At 74.3% G+C, this 16381-nt stretch carries 14 protein-coding genes; 11 read left to right on the forward strand and 3 right to left on the reverse strand.

The features are described 5' to 3' along the window. The first annotated feature begins 8 nt into the window (after nt 1–8). Together QBL21_RS13300 and QBL21_RS13305 are read left to right on the forward strand one after the other, a co-directional pair. Nucleotides 9–1514: a NuoM family protein gene (locus tag QBL21_RS13300; RefSeq protein WP_407562366.1), complete on the forward strand. Its 1506-nt coding sequence runs from the start codon at nt 9–11 to the stop codon at nt 1512–1514. Then, complete coding sequence (locus QBL21_RS13305) at nt 1511–2974, forward strand: NADH-quinone oxidoreductase subunit N (RefSeq protein ID WP_407562367.1); 1464 nt, start codon at nt 1511–1513, stop codon at nt 2972–2974. Before QBL21_RS13300 ends, QBL21_RS13305 begins: the two co-directional genes overlap by 4 nt. Before the next feature lie 8 nt (nt 2975–2982). Here QBL21_RS13305 and QBL21_RS13310 read toward each other — a convergent pair whose 3' ends face one another. The 3 genes from QBL21_RS13310 to QBL21_RS13320 form a co-directional block, all read right to left on the reverse strand. Then, on the reverse strand, nt 2983–4731 hold the full coding sequence (locus QBL21_RS13310; RefSeq protein ID WP_407562368.1) for a VanW family protein: 1749 nt from the start codon (nt 4729–4731) through the stop codon (nt 2983–2985). Between the two features lie 213 nt (nt 4732–4944). Continuing rightward, entirely contained in the window at nt 4945–5313 is a 369-nt protein-coding gene (locus QBL21_RS13315) for a BlaI/MecI/CopY family transcriptional regulator (protein WP_407562369.1), read from the reverse strand. Nucleotides 5314–5515: 202 nt separating this feature from the next. Continuing rightward, complete coding sequence (locus QBL21_RS13320; RefSeq protein ID WP_407562370.1) at nt 5516–5803, reverse strand: heavy-metal-associated domain-containing protein; 288 nt, start codon at nt 5801–5803, stop codon at nt 5516–5518. A 298-nt stretch (nt 5804–6101) separates the two neighbouring features. On the opposite strand from QBL21_RS13320, the gene QBL21_RS13325 reads away from it, so the two are divergent. From QBL21_RS13325 to QBL21_RS13365, 9 genes are all read left to right on the forward strand, one after another. Next, nucleotides 6102–9314, forward strand: coding sequence for an amidohydrolase family protein (locus QBL21_RS13325; RefSeq protein ID WP_407562371.1), 3213 nt, complete (start codon nt 6102–6104; stop codon nt 9312–9314). A gap of 80 nt (nt 9315–9394) precedes the next feature. Further along, nucleotides 9395–9898: a hypothetical protein gene (locus tag QBL21_RS13330; protein WP_407562372.1), complete on the forward strand. Its 504-nt coding sequence runs from the start codon at nt 9395–9397 to the stop codon at nt 9896–9898. Between the two features lie 132 nt (nt 9899–10030). Then, nucleotides 10031–10567 (forward strand): NADAR family protein, encoded by a 537-nt coding sequence (locus QBL21_RS13335; RefSeq protein ID WP_407562373.1) that lies wholly within the window; start codon nt 10031–10033, stop codon nt 10565–10567. A 123-nt stretch (nt 10568–10690) separates the two neighbouring features. Continuing rightward, complete coding sequence (locus QBL21_RS13340) at nt 10691–11473, forward strand: 2-keto-4-pentenoate hydratase (RefSeq protein ID WP_407562374.1); 783 nt, start codon at nt 10691–10693, stop codon at nt 11471–11473. A gap of 193 nt (nt 11474–11666) precedes the next feature. Continuing rightward, complete coding sequence (locus tag QBL21_RS13345) at nt 11667–12647, forward strand: ABC transporter substrate-binding protein (protein WP_407562375.1); 981 nt, start codon at nt 11667–11669, stop codon at nt 12645–12647. A gap of 108 nt (nt 12648–12755) precedes the next feature. Beyond that, nucleotides 12756–13649 (forward strand): ABC transporter permease, encoded by an 894-nt coding sequence (locus QBL21_RS13350; protein ID WP_407562376.1) that lies wholly within the window; start codon nt 12756–12758, stop codon nt 13647–13649. 95 nt (nt 13650–13744) lie between these two features. After that, a complete protein-coding gene (locus QBL21_RS13355) occupies nt 13745–14533 on the forward strand; it encodes an ABC transporter permease (RefSeq protein ID WP_407566410.1) in 789 nt (262 codons plus the stop codon). Next, nucleotides 14530–15384 carry an ABC transporter ATP-binding protein gene (locus QBL21_RS13360; RefSeq protein ID WP_407562377.1) on the forward strand — a complete coding sequence of 285 codons (855 nt, stop codon included), beginning with the start codon at nt 14530–14532 and terminating at the stop codon, nt 15382–15384. Before QBL21_RS13355 ends, QBL21_RS13360 begins: the two co-directional genes overlap by 4 nt. Then, entirely contained in the window at nt 15381–16325 is a 945-nt protein-coding gene (locus tag QBL21_RS13365) for a creatininase family protein (protein WP_407562378.1), read from the forward strand. The genes QBL21_RS13360 and QBL21_RS13365 overlap by 4 nt, the downstream gene beginning before the upstream one ends. Nucleotides 16326–16381 lie beyond the last annotated feature (56 nt).

Raw genomic sequence — 16381 nt, forward strand, 5'->3', positions numbered from 1 at the left:
CGTCCCCCGTGCTCACGGCCGTCGTCTTCCTCCCCGCCGCCGCGGCGGGCGCGCTGCTGTGCCTGCCGCGCGCCGCCGGCCGCCGGGTCTTCCTGCTCGCCTGGGCGGGCGTGGCCGCCGCCGTGCTCGCGCTGACGGTCGCGATGTGGGTGGGCTACGACCACGGCGGCGGCATCCAGTACGAGACGAACGCCCGCTGGATCCCGAGTGCCGGCATCGGCTACCACATCGGCGTCGACGGCCTGTCGCTGCCGCTGCTGGCCCTGACCGCCGTGCTCTTCCCGGCCTGCGCGCTGTACGCCATGCGCGAGACGCGCCGGGTACGGGAGTTCGCCGCCCTGTTCCTCCTTCTCGAGACCACCTGCCTCGGCCTGTTCGCCGCGCTCGACCTCATCCTCTTCTTCGTCTTCTTCGACCTGTCGATCGTGGCGATGTACCTCGTCATCGCCGGCTGGGGCCACCGGGGCGCCGCGCGCGCCGCGCAGAAGTTCTTCCTCTACACCTTCTCCGGCTCGCTCGCGCTGCTCCTCGGCTTCATCGGCCTGTATCTCGCCGCCGACCCGCACACGTTCGACATCGTGGCGCTGGCCGAGCAGAACCCGCTGGCGGGGCGGTCCGGCCACGGCGCGCTGGTGCTGCTGGCGGTCGGCGTCGGCCTGGCCGTCAAGACGCCGACGGTGCCGTTCCACACCTGGCTGCCGCCGGCGCACACCGAAGCACCGGCGGCGGGTTCGGCGATCCTGGCCGGGGTGCTGCTGAAGATGGGCACGTACGGCTTCCTGCGCATCGCCATGCCGCTGCTGCCGGAGGCGTGGCGCACGTACGCGCCCGTCTTCGTCGTCGTCGGCGTCGTCTCCGTGCTCTACGGGGCGCTGGTGGCCCTGGCACAGACCGACTTCAAGCGCATGATCGCGTACACGTCGGTCAACCACATGGGGTACATCCTGCTGGCCCTCGGCGCCGCCGCCGCGCTGGGCGAGGACACCGCCGACGCGCGCCGGCTCGCCGTGACCGGAGCGACGTACCAGATGGTCAGCCACGGCCTGCTGACCGCCGCGCTGTTCCTGCTCGCCGGCGTGCTGTACGAACGCGGCCGTACGTACGCCATGGGCGCGTACTCCGGCGTCGCCGCGCGCGCCCCGGTCTTCGCCGCCCTCACCGGCGTCGCCGTCTTCGCCTCGCTGGGGCTGCCGGGCTTCTCCGGCTTCATCGCCGAGTTCCAGATCCTGGCCGGCAGCCTCGGGCCCCGCCCGGTGGCGACCGCGCTGGCCGTGCTCGGCATCCTGCTGACCGCGGCGCTCCTCCTGCGCGCGTTGCAGCGGATCTTCACGGGGCCGCTGCGGCTGCCCGACACCCCCGGCACGCCGCGGCCGTTCCCCGACCTCCGCGCGCACGAGGCGGCGGCGATCGTGCCGCTGCTGGCCCTCGCCGTCGTGCTCGGCGTCTTCCCGCGTTTCGTCCTCGACGTCGTCGAGCCGTTCTCGCGCAGCGTGCTGGACCTCGTCGGCCGATGAACGGAACGACCACGAGGCTCACCGCCGCCATGGCCGAGGGCATGAACGAGAACCCCGTCGACCTGCTGCCCGAGGTGCTCCTCGCCGGCTCCGCCGTGCTCGGACTGCTGCTCGGCGCCTGGCTGCCGCGGCGGCGGCAGTGGCTGGTCGGCGCGCTGGGGCTGGCGGCCTGCGCGGCGGGCGTCGCGGCGGCCGTCCGGCAGGGGGCGGCCGCGGCGGGCGAGCCCGTGACCGCCTTCGGAGGGGCCTTCGCCGTGGACGCCGTGACGTCGACCGGCCGCGTCGTCATCCTCGCCGGCACCCTGGTCGTGCTGCTCCTCGGCCTCGCCCCGTTCCACGGGGACGCCCGCGAGAGCGAGTACCACGTCCTCGTCCAACTCGCGGCCCTCGGCGCCCTGATGCTCGCCGGCGCCCAGGACCTGCTGCTGCTCGCCGCCGCGTACCTGCTGGCGAGCGTGCCCGCGTACACCCTGGCGGGCTTCCGCAGGGACGCCCCGGGCACCGAGGCGGCGCTGAAGTACTTCGTCACCGGCGCGCTCCTCGGCGTCGTGATGCTCGCCGGCATCACCGTCCTGTACGCGGCGGGCCGCGCCAGCGCGTACCCCGTGCTCGCCGGGGAACTGCCCGGCGCCCCGGCCGCCCTCGTGACCGCAGGCACCGTGGGGCTGCTGGCCGGGCTGCTCTTCAAGACCGGCGGTGTACCGGGCCACTTCTGGGTGCCCGACGCCGTCGAGGGCAGCAGCCCGTCCGCCGCCGCGCTGCTCACCACCCTGCCCAAGGTGGGCGCCCTGGCCGCGCTCCACCGGCTGGCCGCGGTGCCGCTCGCCGGCACCCAGGTGCCCTGGGACGAACTGGTCGCGGTGCTGGCCGCCGCCTCCATGACGCTCGGCAACCTCGCCGCGTTCTTCCAGACCGACGTCAAGCGGCTGCTCGCGTACTCCACCGTCAGCCAGGTCGGATACCTGCTCCTGCCGGTCGCGGTGGCCACCCGCACCGACGAGGCCCAGCGGGCGCTGCTGTACTACCTCGCGGCCTACGCGCTGACGAACCTCGGCGCCTTCGCCGTCGTCTGCGCCCTGCCGCACGCCCGCACCCTCGCCGACTACCGCGGCCTGCTGCGCGCCCACCCGGGGCTCGCCCTCAGCCTCGTCGTCTGCCTGCTCGGGCTCCTGGGCACCCCGCCCACCGCCGTCTTCCTCGGCAAGCTGGAGGTCTTCACCGCGGCCGTCGACGGCGGCTACACCTGGCTCGCCGCCCTCGCCGCGGTCAACACCGTCGCGTCGCTCTTCTACTACCTGCGCTGGATCCGCCCGGCGCTCTCCGCCGACGACGGGCCCCGCCCCCACCCGCTCGTCCCGTCCGCGGCCCTGACCGCGTACGCCACGGCCGCGGCCTCCGTCGCCCTCGGCGTCACCGCCGGGCCGGTGCTGGAACTGCTCGACGGGCCGCTCGCCCGCTGACCGGGGGCCTACTCGCAGGTGACGCTGTCGCGCGGGGTGTAGGTCGTCTCGAACGTCTCACGCTCGACCTCCCGGCCGCCGTTCTTGAAGATCCGCTCGACCGCGACGTCGAAGCCCTCCAGCGGCGTCTGCGGTTCACAGCCCTCCGGGTCGCCCTTGCGGGTGCCCGGCTCCCGCACGTCGGTCCGCGGGCCCTTGGCGGACTCGATCTCGTCGTACTTCCCGGTGCCGAGGAAGGAGATCGTCACGGAGTCCTCCGTGGCGCTCGCCCGGACGTAGATGGCCTTGCCCGAGGTGTTCCGGAACTTCAGGTCGAGGCTGCCCCAGGCCACGGTCGCCTCCCGGCCCTCGGGGTAGCGCTCGATGTAGAACGAGTGGGCCCCGTACTCCTCGAAACCGACGCCCGCGAAGAAGGCGGCGTTGAAGACGGTGGTGGCGACCGCCGACACCCCGCCGCCGGTGGCCCGGGTGTACTTGCCGTCCAGGATGATGACCCCTTCCGTGAACCCGTTGGCCTCCGTCCGCTCGCCGACGGTGTCGTTGAAGCTCCAGACCTCGTCGGGGAGCACGAGTGAGCCGTCAATCAGCTCCGCCGCCCGGCCGACGTTCTGCGTGCGGTACGGGGCCGGCGGGAACTCCACGGTGAAGGTGGACATCTGCTCCGTGATGCCCAGATCACCGAAGTTGTCGCCGGTGAGCCGCGGCTTTACGGTCTTCGTGTCGACCGGCCCCGTACGGGCCTCGGCGCCCGTCTCGGGCAGGAGGGCCAGCACGGCGCGCTCCAGCGCCCGCGGGGTGATCTCCCGGCCCACGCTGCCGTCCGACGCGACCACGACGCGCTCGCCGTCCCAGCGCAGCCGTGCGTCCTCGGCCCCGCCGGTGGCCTCCCCGACCGCGGCGGCCACCTCGGGGGCGCCGAGGAGGCCGCGGGCGTCGAGCCGGGGCGTCAGCCGATGCGACTTGTCCGCCTTCATCGCCAGGTGGCCGGCCACCGCCTCCGGGCCGATCTCGATCTCCCGGCCGCCCGGGACGGTGAGCGTGACAGGTCCGGACACGGCCGGTTCGGCGAACGCGGCCATGGCGCGGTCGACTTCCTTCGCACCGACGCCCGGTTCCGTGCCGCGCACCGGGAGCGGCAGCGGGTCCCGCGTCCGGCCGGGGGCGAAGTCCTCCAGCGCGCGGAGGGCTCCGGCCACGTCGAGGGACCTGCCGGGGCGCGGCTGCACGGCCGTCGGCTCGGCGCCGCGGAAGGTGATCGAGCCGTCCCGCCCCTTGCGGTCGTACGACCCGGCGAGGGAGCCGAGCGCCGCACGGCTCTTCCTCCCGTCCACGGTGACCACCGGCTCGACGTCCCGGTCGTCTCCGCCGGAGAAGAGCCGGCCGATGGCGGTCAGCGGGCCCGAACCCGACTGCGCGGCCGAGGCCGCGGTCTCCTCGGCGTCCAGCGCGATGCCCGCGGCCCGGGTGTCGAGTTCGCCGTTCCGGTCGCCCATCCGTATCCGCAGGGTGGCGGGGACGATCTCCGTCTCGTTCCGCTCCAGCGCCGCCTGCGCCTCCGTACGGCTCATGCCGCCGATGTCGACGTCGAGGACGCGGGTCCCCGAGGGTATGTCGTCACCGTCGGCCAGCAGGGCTACGAGGTAGAGAACGCCGAAGAGGGCCGCTGCCGCCGCGACCGCGGCGCCCGCCACGAGAGCCGGCCGGTGGCGGCCGGCGGGCGCGCTTTCGGGCGCGGCGCGGCCCGGGAAACGGAGCACGAACTCTCCTCCATGGCTGAGTCTCTCGGCGGTCCCTGCCGCCGCGCGAACCGGGAGGGCTCTGCCGCGGTCCGCTAATCACCTTAGCCGACGCCCGGGGGCGCTCCCCGCACCGCGGCCTTCGGCGGCCGGTGCGCCCGCCGGGCCCCGGCCGGCGCGTCCGGTGTCACCGCCCCGGCGGGGGCGGCGTGCGCGGCCGGGGCGGGGCGGCGGTCACGTGCCTGCGCGCCGCTTCGCCAGCCGCAGGGCGGACCGCAGCGCGTCCATCTCCTCCGCGGACATCCGCTCGACGAAGCTCATCAGCGCGCCGGCCGGGTCGGGGTTGTCGCCGAGCGCGTCCCGCATCAGCGCGGCGGTGTACTCCTGCCGGGTCAGGGTCGGTTCGTACACCCAGGCCCGGCCATCCTTCTCGCGGCGGAGCACGCCCTTGCGGAAGAGGATGTCGGCGACGGTCTTGACCGTGCTGTAGGCGAGGGGCCGCTTCCTGTTCAGGTCCACCAGGACGTCGCGCGCCGTCGCGGGCCGCCCCCACGCCCAGAGGCGTTCCATGATCTCCGCCTCCAGCTCGCCCAACCGCCGCACGTGCGCTCCCTTCGCCCCGGCCGCGGGCGAGGGGCCGCGGCATCGGCGCGGCCTCATCGTAGTCGTCGTGGCGTTCAGGGCCGGGGCGGGCTCTTCGGTGTCTGCCAAGAACCTTAGCGTTTACGGGCACGGGTGGCGCGCGGCGCGGGCGGTGCCGCGGGTGGGCCGGGCGGTGGGGGCGCCGCCCGGCCCGGAGTGCGGATCAGGCCCGGCCGACCAGTTCGTAGCCGGCCTCCTCGACCGCGCCGCGCACCTGCGCCTCGTCGAGCGCCCCGCCCGCCTGGACGGAGACCGTTCCGCTGGCGGCGTCGGCCTTGACGGAGGTCACGCCGGGAAGGGCGGAGACCTCCTCGATGACCGACGCCTCGCAGTGGGCGCACGTCATGCCGCTGACGGTGAACACCGTGCCGGTCTGCGGGGTGGCGGTCCCGGTGGCGGCACCGCCGCCGCAACCGCCGTCGGTCGAGCAGCAGGAGTTGCCGTCGCTCATGGTTCTTCCTCCGGGATGACGGGTGGAACGCGAGCGGCGGGTGCCGCCCTCACGCGGCTGACATTAATACCCCTAGGGGGTATCCGCAAGTCCGTGGCGTCGCGCCGGCTGCCGGTAGACCTGAGGTCTGCTGGGGCACCCGGGCGCCAAGGGGCGGTCTACAGCAGGTGCGTTCGGCGGCGTACAACTGTCAGGCAGGTGTTCCGTTCCGGATCGCCGCACGCCTGCCCGTACTGCCCAAAACTCCTCCGTATCGTCCCGTACTGCTCCTGTACCGTACGAGTCCCCGGGAGGACCCTTGGACGCCGAGCTCTTCGATCTCTCCCGCCGTCGCTTCCTCCAGGCCACGGCCGCCGCCACCACCGCGGCCACCGCCGGCGCCGTCCTCGACGCACCGGCCGCCGCCGCACCGCGCACCGCCGCCGACACCCTGTCCTTCACCGCCGCCACCAACGGCTCCGCCACCCTTGCCCCCGCCGGCGACCGCCTCGTCGCCGAGGTGCAGAACGTGCTGTGGTCGATCCCTCGATCGGGTGGCAAGGCCGTCGCCCTCACCACCGCCGGACTGGAGCCCAACCGCCCGCAGTTCGCGCCCGACGGCCGCCGGCTGGTCGTGTGCGCCTACCGCGGCGGCGGCTTCCACCTGTGGACGGTGCGGCCCGACGGGTCCGGGCTCACCCAACTCACCGACGGCCCCTGGGACGACCGCGCACCCGCCTGGTCCCCCGACGGCACCCGCATCGCGTTCTGCTCCGAGCGCGGCGGCGACCCGGTGGCCGGCAGCCCGTACCGCATCTGGGTGCTCTCCGTCGCCACCGGCGAGCTGACGCCGCTCACCGGGCTGCCGGACCAGCAGGGTCCCCATCAGGGCGGCGCCTGGGAGGACTTCGACCCGGCCTGGTCGCCGGACGGCGCGCGGGTCTTCTTCGTACGCGCCGCCGTCTCCGTAGCCGGCGTGCTCGCGGCCCGCACCGTCGCGTCCGTGGCCGCGGACGGCCCGGGGGAGGTGCGTACCGAGCACACGGAGACCACCGGGTTCCAGGTGATGACCCCGGCGGTGAGTCCCGGCGGGCGGCTGGCGTATCTGCGTACGACGGCGGCGCCTTCGGCGTCGTGCACGCTCGTCGTCGACGGCGAGCCCATCGCCATCGGCACCGGGGGCACCGCGGGCGGGACGGACGCGGACGTGGCGCCCGTGCCGCCCCGCTGGATCTCCGGCGAGGAGCTGCTGCTCACCTCCGGCGGGCAGTTCCGCATCCTGAACGTCGCGGCGCCCGCCCGGACCGAGGCGATCCCCTTCACCGCCACGCTGCCCACAGGCCGCCCCCGGTACCGCACCAAGGCGTACGACTTCGAGGACGGCGGTGTCCGCCGCGTACGCGCCGTCCACCTGCCCGCGCTGTCTCCGGACGGCCGGCGGCTGGCCTTCTGCGCGCTCGGCGCGCTCTGGATCGCGGACGTCACCGGCGCCCGGCGCCCGCGCAAGGTCCTCCAGGCGGACAGGACCCGCTACGTCGTCGCCCCCGCCTGGACCCCCGACGGCCGCGGCCTGCTCTACGCCGACGACCGCGACGGCCTCTTCGCCGTCCGCCGCCGCGACCTCGCCTCCGGCGAGGAGCGCGTGCTCGCGGAAGGCGGCCGGATCTTCCCGGCGCTGTCCCCGGACGGCAAGCGGCTCGCGTGCGTCGACATGACCGGCAACCTCGTCGTCGGCGACCTCGCCTCCGGTACGGAGAAGGTGCTCGCCGCGCCGCTCGGCGCGGGCGGGCTGCCGGGCCGGCCGAGCTGGTCGCCGGACGGCAGGTACCTGGCGCTGTGCGACCGCAACCGCCTCAACCAGCGCTTCCGCGAGGGCTACAACCTCATCCGCCTCGTCGACTCCACCACCGGCACCGCCCGCCTCCACCAGGTCGCCCCGCACACCTCGATCTCCGACCGCTACGACTCCGGCCCCGTCTGGTCGCCGGACGGCCGCTGGCTGGCGGTCGTCGCGGACTCCGCGCTGTGGCTGCTGCCCGTACGCCCCGACGGCACGCCGGCCGGCAAGCCGCGGCAACTGACCGGCGAGGCCGCCGACCACCCGTCGTTCTCCGGCGACGGCCGGCGGGTGGCGTACCTGTCGGCGGGGCGCGTCCGCATCGCCGACGTCGCCTCCGGCGCGGCCCGTACGGTACGCGTCCCACTCGACTACCGCCGCCCCGTCGCCCCCGACACCGTCGTGCACGCCGGCCGGCTCTGGGACGGCACCTCCGACGCCGTACGCGACGACGCCGACATCGTCATCCGCCGCGGCCGCATCACCGCCGTCGAACCGCACCGCGCCGGCCGCCCCGCGGCCCGCCGCGTGGACGCCTCCGCGCGCACCGTCGTCCCCGGGCTCTGGGACGCGCACATCCACCCGTGGCAGTCCACCTACGGCGGCCGGCAGACCGCGCTGCAACTCGCGTACGGCATCACCACCGCCGTGTCGCTGGGCGGCTTCGCGTACGAGCAGGCCCGCGTCCGCGAGGCCGCCGACGCCGGCGACCTGGCCGGGCCCCGGCTCCTGGCCACCGGCGAACTCCTCGACGGCGCGCGCGTCGCGTACAGCATGGGCCGCGCCCACGGCACCCGCGCGGGCCTGCGCCGCTCGCTGGCGCGGGCGGAGGGGCTGGACTGGGACTTCGTCAAAACCTATGTGCGCGCGCCCGGCTGGGTCATGGCCGAGGCCGCGGCCTTCGCGCACGAGCGGCTGGGCGTCCGCAGCGGCAGCCACCTCTGCTCGCCGGGCGTGCAGCTCGGCCAGGACCTGACGACGCATCTCCAGGCCACGCAGCGGCTGGAGTTCGGCCACGCGACGACCGCTTCGGGCCGCTCGTACGCCGATCTCGTCGACATCTACACCGCGACCGGCGACTTCCACCTCATCGCCAGCCCCTTCACCGCGCTGCCCCTCCTCGGCGCCGACCCCGCGCTGGCCGCCGACCCGCGGGTGACGGTGCTGATGCCGCCGTGGGACACCGCCGCCGTCGAACAGCGGGCCGGCCGGCCGCCCAGCGCCGCGGAGTTGCGGACGCTGGCCACCGAAACGGACGTCTACCGGCGGATCCTGGCCGCGGGCGGCGTCGTCGCCCTCGGCACCGACCAGCCGCTCGTGCCCGTAGGAATCCACCTCCACCTGGCCCTGCGCGCCCTGCACCGCGCGGGCCTGACCCCGGCCGAAGCGCTGCGCACGGCGACGGTGCTCCCGGCGCGGGCGTTCGGCGCGGCGGAGCACCTGGGCACGCTGGAGCCGGGCAAGTACGCCGACGCGACCGTGATCGACGGCGACCCGTTCACCGACTTCGCGACGCTGGTACGCACCGAGTCGGTGCTGCGGGGCGGCAGGCCCTACGAACAGGCCGACCTGGTGCGGTCCTTCGAACCGGCGGCGACCCCGAGGCCCGGCGGCCGGGGCGCGGGGCCCGACGTGGACTGGCTGGACGTCGGCCGCCTCATGCGGCGGGACGGCTGCTGCGACACGGGCCTGTAGGCGCTCGTACGACCGGTTCCGGCCCTCCTCCGCGGGGAGGGCCGGGACCCCTCCCCGAATCGGGCGGCTACTCTGCGTTCATGATCCCCCCACGCACGATCATCCTCGCGCTGGCCGCCGCCACCCTGACGTCGGCGGGCTGCGCCGACTCCGCCGAGGACGACCCGGCTTCGTCTCCCCGCGCCTCGTCCGGCTCCCCGTCCGCCTCCACGCCCGCTTCCCCCGCCGCGAAGCCGGGCGCCGACCCGGACTCGGCCTTCTGCCTCGACCTGGAGGTCTACCAGGTCGGCCTGGTCACCTTCCGCGCCGACGTGCTCAGGGCCGCCCAGGGCGAGCCGACGGACATCGAGGACCTGAAGGCCCGGGCCGCCAACGTCGAGATGCTGGGCGACGAGATGAAGTCCACCGCACCCCCGGACATCGCCGAGGACTTCCACGCCGTACGCAAGGCGGTCCGCACGTCGGCAAACAGGCTGAAGCCGGGCGCCTCGGGCACCGCCCTCGTCGGCCCGCTCCTCGGGGACGACGTCAACCCGTCGTTCGACGCGATGAACGCATACGAGTGCGCCCCCGAGGCCGACTGACGGGGACCTCGGGACACCTCGGTCGAGCGGGCCGGGAGATCCTTGAGCGGGACCTCGACGCGAAGGTCGCAGAGATGAGGGGTGGCGCTCGTGAGTGATCTGCCGGGTTCGGTTGCGCAGGTGCGCGCGGCCGTGGGCGAGGGACGCCGGCTGAAGTACCTGTACTTCTGGGGGCACCGGGCCAAGCGCGAGGGAGTGGTGGACGCGGCCTGCCTCAGCCAGTGGTGGCCGGTGGAGTTCGAGGTGGACGGCACCGTGTACGTGACCGCCGAGCACTGGATGATGGCGGCCAAGGCGCGGCTGTTCGGCGACGGGGCGGCGGAGGAGCGGATACTCGCGACCCGCCACCCCGGCGCCGCCAAGGCCGAGGGCCGCAAGGTGCGGGGCTTCGACGAAGCGCAGTGGCAGGAGCACCGCTTCGCGGCGGTGGTGCGGGGCAACCTGGCGAAGTTCGGCCAGCACCCCGCCCTCGGCGCGTACCTGCGCGGCACCGGCGGCCGGGTACTGGTGGAGGCGAGCCCGGTGGACCGCGTCTGGGGCATCGGCCTGGCAGCCACCGACGCCGAGGCACAGGACCCCGGCGCGTGGCGCGGGCTGAACCTGCTGGGCTTCGCCCTGATGGAGGTGCGGACCACGCTCGCCGGGCAGGCGGCGGCAGGCGGTTCGTAAACTCATTGCTATCAATCTATTGATTGCAATGTTTTCTTGTCACATACTCAGGGACCAGCGCGCACCGCGTAGATCGTTGCGGCCGTTCCCACGGCCGCGTGTCCGGGAGGGAGGCGGGGTCTCATGAGCGTATGGACGGTCGAGCGCACCGTCGACGAGCTGATCCGCCGCGAGCGGGAGCGTCGCGACGGCGGGCGGATCACCGACGAGTGGCCCGGGCTCGACCTGGACACGGCCTACCGGGCGCAGGACGAGCTGCTGGCGCGGAAGGTCTCCGCGGGGGAGCGGGTGATCGGGGTGAAGCTGGGACTGACGTCCGCCGCGAAGCAGCGGCGGATGGGCATCGACGCCCCGCTCACCGGGTGGCTCACGGACGCGATGGTGCTGCCGGCCGGGGTGCCCGTGCCGATGGCGCAGACCATCCATCCGCGGGTCGAGCCCGAGATCGTGTTCACCCTGGGCCGGCGGCTCGCCGGGCCGGGGGTCACCGCGGAGGACGCGCTCGCCGCCGTCGCGGAGGTGCGCGCCGGGTTCGAGGTCATCGACAGCCGGTACCGCGACTTCAGCTTCGCCCTGCCCGATGTCGTCGCCGACAACGCCTCGTCGTGCCGGTTCGTCGTCTCCGCCGACGCCGTGCCGCCGGACGCGCTCGACCTCGCCGCCGAAGCCTGCCGGCTCACCGTCGACGGCGAGGTCGTCGACACCGCCACCGGCGCGGCCGTCCAGGGCCATCCGGCCCGGGCGCTCGCGCTCGCCGCCAACGCCCTGTCCCGGCGCGGCATCGCCCTCGAAGCAGGGTGGACCGTGCTCACCGGCGGGCTCACCGACGCCGTGTTCGTCGAACCGGGGCGGACGATCTCCGCCGAGTTCGCGACCCTCGGCACCGTCACCGTCGTCGGCGGCTGAGGCGCCGCACCACCCACCGCGCCCCGCCCCGACCCCTTCCACCGCCACGGGCCCCGGCCCCGCCCGCCGCCACGGGCACCCCGCCCCGGTCCGGCCACCCGTCTACGCCACCCCCCTCGCCCGCCGTCCTCGCCGTGCCCGTCAAGGCGCCGACGGCCACCCCATCGACCCTTCACGCAGCAGGGAGTCCGGCATGCCGTCGTCGCGCCGTCGTACCAGAACCATCTCCATAGCGGCCGGTGCCGCTCTCCTCCTCACCGCCGCGACCGCCTGCGGCTCGGACGGCGGGGGAGAGGACAGCGGTTCCGGTCCCACCGACATCACCCTCGGGGTCATCCCGATCATCGACATCGCCCCGGTCAAGCTCGGCATCGAGAAGGGCTTCTTCAAGGAGCAGGACCTCAACCCCACCCTGAAGGAGTCCCAGGGCGGCGCCGCGATCACCCCCGCGGTCGTCAGCGGCGACTACCAGTTCGGCTACTCCAACATCGTCAGCCTCCTCATCGCCAAGAGCGAGGGGGTGCCGGTCACGATGCTCTCGGTGGGGGCGCGCGCGTCGGACGACGTGCTCGACGACGGCTCCGGCCAGCTCATGACCAAGGACGACGGCATCAAGGACGTCGCCGACCTGGAGGGCAAGACCGTCGCCGTCAACACCCTCCTCGGCATCAACGAGGTCGCCGTACGCGCCAGCCTGGAGGACAACGGCCTGGACCGGGACGCCGCCAAGCTCGTGGAGGTGCCCATCCCCGACATGCCCGCCGCGCTCGACAAGGGCAACGTCGACGCCGCCATGCTGAGCGAGCCGTTCATCAGCATCGTGGAGAAGGACGGCGGGCACGCGCTGCCCGTCAGCTACGCCGGGATGGGCGAGCGACTGCCGTTCGCGGGCTGGTTCGCCTCCGAGGCGTACGCCGGCAAGAACCCCGAGGTCGTCGAGCGCTTCACCAAGGCGCTCCAGAAGTCCCTGCGCTACGCCGAGGAGCACCCGGACGAGGCGCGCGAGGTCCTGAACACCTACCTCGACCTCGACCAGGGCCTCACCGACGACCTGACGCTCCCCGGCTGGAACCCCGAGTCCGACCGTGACGAGATCGCCGGCCTCGCCCAACTGACGGTCGACGCCGGTCTGATCGACAACCTCGACCCGCTGGACGACCTGCTCGCCGACTGAGCGTCGTACCCGTGCCGGCCCCCGCCGTACCCCCGGCGGGCCGCCGCCGGCCCCCTGCTCTGCCCCGAGGAGCACCGACCCACCGGCCCCTGAGATGTCGGAGAAGACGTGAGAGTTCAGCAACGTGACGACACCGGGCACCCGCCCGCTCTGTCGCCGGCGGCGGACCGGCCCCCGGGCCCGCCGGCCGAGGCGGCCACCGCCTCGCCCTCGCCCGCGGCCCGGCTGAAGGCCGTGCCCGACGCCGCGCTCGGCGTCCTCGGCATCGTCCTCTTCGCCGGCGTGCTGGAGCTGCTGCCGCGCTCCGGCGCGGTCCCCGCGAAGTACCTGCCGCCGTTCAGCGAAATGGTCGGCGCGCTCGGCGACGAGCTGGGCTCGTCCGTCTTCTGGACCGCCCTGCTCGACACCGTCGAGGGCTGGGCGTACGGACTGGCCATCGCCTTCGTCGCCGGGACGGTGCTGGGGCTGGTGATCGGCGGCGTCGAGGTGCTGCGCAAGGCCACCGCGTCCACCATCGAGTTCCTGCGCCCGATCCCGTCGGTGGCGCTGATACCCCTGGCCGTGCTCGTGCTGGGCACCGGCCTCGGCTCGACGCTGCTGCTGGTGGTCTACGCGTCCTTCTGGCCCGTGCTCCTCCAGGTGCTCAGCGGCGTCAGGGACGTCGACCCGGTGGCCCGGGACACCGCCGTCGGCTACGGCTTCTCGCCCTGGGCGCGGCTGCGTTACGTGGTGTGGCCGACCACGCTGCCGTACCTGATGACCGGGCTGCGGCTGGCCGCGTCGGTGGCGCTGATCCTGGCCGTCAGCTCCCAGCTCATCATCGGCAGCCCCGGGCTGGGCAGCGAGATCGCCCGCGCCCAGTCCAGCAACGCCATCCCGCGGATGTACGCGCTGGTGCTGGTGGCCGGCGCGCTGGGGGTCTGCGTGAACGTGCTGGCCCGGTTGCTGGAGCGGCGCGTGCTGTCCTGGCACACCTCCGTACGGACGGAGGCCGGCGCGTGAACGGCGTGAACGGCGTGAACGACATCAACGGCGTCAACGGCCGGCAGGACGCAACGGCCGTCAAGGACACCGGCGGCCGCAAGGGGCGGCGGGGGCTGCGGCTGCTGAAGAACGGCGCGGTGCACCTGGGGTACCTGTTCGGGCTGCCCGCCGCGCTGCTCGCGCTGTGGTGGGTGCTCGCCGCGCGCAGCACCAACTTCTACTACCCGACGCTGGACGAGATCCTGACCGCGTTCGTCGACACCTGGTTCTCCGACCGGCTCGTAGACGACGTGCTGCCCAGCCTCGGCCGGCTGGCCGCCGGCTATCTCGGCGCGGCGGTCATCGGCGTCGCCCTGGGCGTACTCCTCGGCACCCGGCCGCGGGTCCGGGCGCTGCTGGAGCCGGTGCTGGAGTTCTTCCGCGCGGTGCCGCCGCCGGTGCTCATCCCCGTCCTCATGCTGGTCGCCGGTATCGGCGACACGATGAAGATCGTCGTGATCATCTCCGGCGCCCTCTGGCCGGTGCTGCTCAACACCGTCGAGGGGGTGCGCGCGATCGACGAGGTGCTCTCCGACACCGCGCGCTGCTACGGCCTGACCGGCACCGCCCGGCTGCGCCGGCTGGTGCTGCCGGGCGCGGCGCCGCAGATCGTCGCCGGCCTGCGCCAGGCGCTCTCGATCTCGATCATCCTCATGGTGATCAGCGAGATGTTCGCCAGCTCCAGCGGCCTGGGCTTCACCGTCGTGCAGTTCCAGCGGTCGTTCGCCATCCCGGAGATGTGGAGCGGCATCCTGCTGCTCGGTCTCCTCGGCTTCGCCCTGTCGCTGCTGTTCGCCCTGTTCGAGTCCCGAGTCCTCGGCTGGTACCGCGGCCTGAGGCAGTCGCAGCGAGGTGAGAAATGACCGGCACGAAGGCGGCGACCGCCGCCACCGACAGCGCGGGCGCGCTGACCGTCCGCGGAGTGCGGAAGGTCTACCAGGGCTCCGGGCGGACCGTCGAGGCCGTCCGCGACCTCACGTTCACCGTCGGCGCGGGTGACCTGACCTGCATCGTCGGCCCTTCGGGCGCCGGCAAGACGACGCTGCTCAAGTGCGTCGCGGGGCTGCTCGCGCCCACGTCCGGAGAGGTGCGGCTGGGCGAGACGCGGGTGCAGGGCCCGCCGCCCGGCATGGCGGTCGTCTTCCAGGAGTACGGCCGCAGCCTGTTCCCGTGGATGACCGTCGGCGCGAACGTCGAACTGCCGCTGAAGCAGAAGAAGATCGCCAAGGCGGAGCGGGCGGCGCTCGTGGCGCAGGCGCTGGAGTCGGTCGGTCTCGCGGACGCCCCGTCCGCGTACCCCTGGCAGCTCTCCGGCGGCATGCAGCAGCGCGTGGCCATCGCGCGCGCCATCGCGTACGAGCCGAAGGTGCTGCTCATGGACGAGCCGTTCGCCGCCGTGGACGCGCAGACCCGGGCGGAGCTGGAGGACCTGACCCGCTCGCTGTGGCGGAAGCTGGGCATGACGGTGCTGTTCGTGACCCACGACATCGACGAGGCGGTCTACCTGGGCGAGCGGGTGCTCGTGCTGTCCGCCTCGCCGACGGTGGTCATGGAGGACATCGCCGTCGACCTGCCCGCGGAGCGCGAGCAGTTGACCACCCGCGCACTGCCCCGTTTCACCGAACTGCGCGCCGCGGTGTACGGCCAGGTGCAGCGCGCCAAGACCTTCCACTCCGCCGCCGCCGGCGCGGCCGGCGCGGGGGACCGGCCGTGACGGGCGGCGGAGTGGACGGCGCCGTGCCCACCGGGGCGGGGCCGGCGGTGCCCGCCGCCGCGGCCGGGACGACGGACGTGTTCGCCGACACCATCGCCGAGCTGACCTGGTACGAGGTCGAGCGCGCCGCCCGCGACGGGGCCGTGCTGCTCTGGGCCTTCGGCGTGATCGAGCAGCACGGCCCGCACCTGCCCGCCGGCACCGACGTCTACCTGCCCGGTGCCCGGCTGCGCGAGGTGCGGCGGCTGCTGGCCGCCCGCGGCATCGAGGCGCTGGTCGTGCCCCCGTACTACTGGGGCGTCAACGTCGTCTCCGGCAGCTTCCCCGCCTCGTACGGGATCCGCCCCGAGCTGATGGAGCAGGTCATGGCCGACCTGCTCGCCGGCATGGCGGGGGACGGCTTCGGGCACGTCTTCTGCTTCTCCGGCCACGGCGACGCGCTGCACAACCGCACCGTGCACGCCGGGGTCCGGGCGGGGCGGAAGCGCACCGGCGCCGACATCAGCTTCGTCATGGAACCGGAGCTGGCGCAGCGCCTCGGCCTGGACCCGGACGACCCGGCCCTGACCGTGCACGCCTCCGCCGCGCCCGCCGGGGCGGCGCCCGGCGGCCGGGTGGCCCTCTCCTCGCCCGGGTCGGCCGCGGGCGACGCGCGGGCGGGCGACATCGACGTGCACGCCGGCCGGTGGGAGACGTCGATGATGCTGCACACCCACCCCGGCCTCGTCCGCGACGAGGTACGGGCCACGCTCCCCGCCACCGGGCATGGCCTGTCAGAACTCGCCGTGTGGCGGCGCGGATACGACGACGCCCGGCGCGTCACCCCGCTCGGCTACTTCGGCGACCCCGCCGCCGCCGGCGCCGACGAGGGGCGCCGGCTGCACGCCGCCGCCGCCGGACTGGCGGCGGACGCCATCGAGGAGCGGCTCAGACCCGGCTGAACCCCGCGCCCGCGGCGGGGCCCCCGGCGCGTACCGCACGCGCAGCGCACGACAGT

Source organism: Streptomyces sp. 184 (assembly GCF_045781775.1).
Classification (GTDB): Bacteria; Actinomycetota; Actinomycetes; order Streptomycetales; family Streptomycetaceae; genus Streptomyces.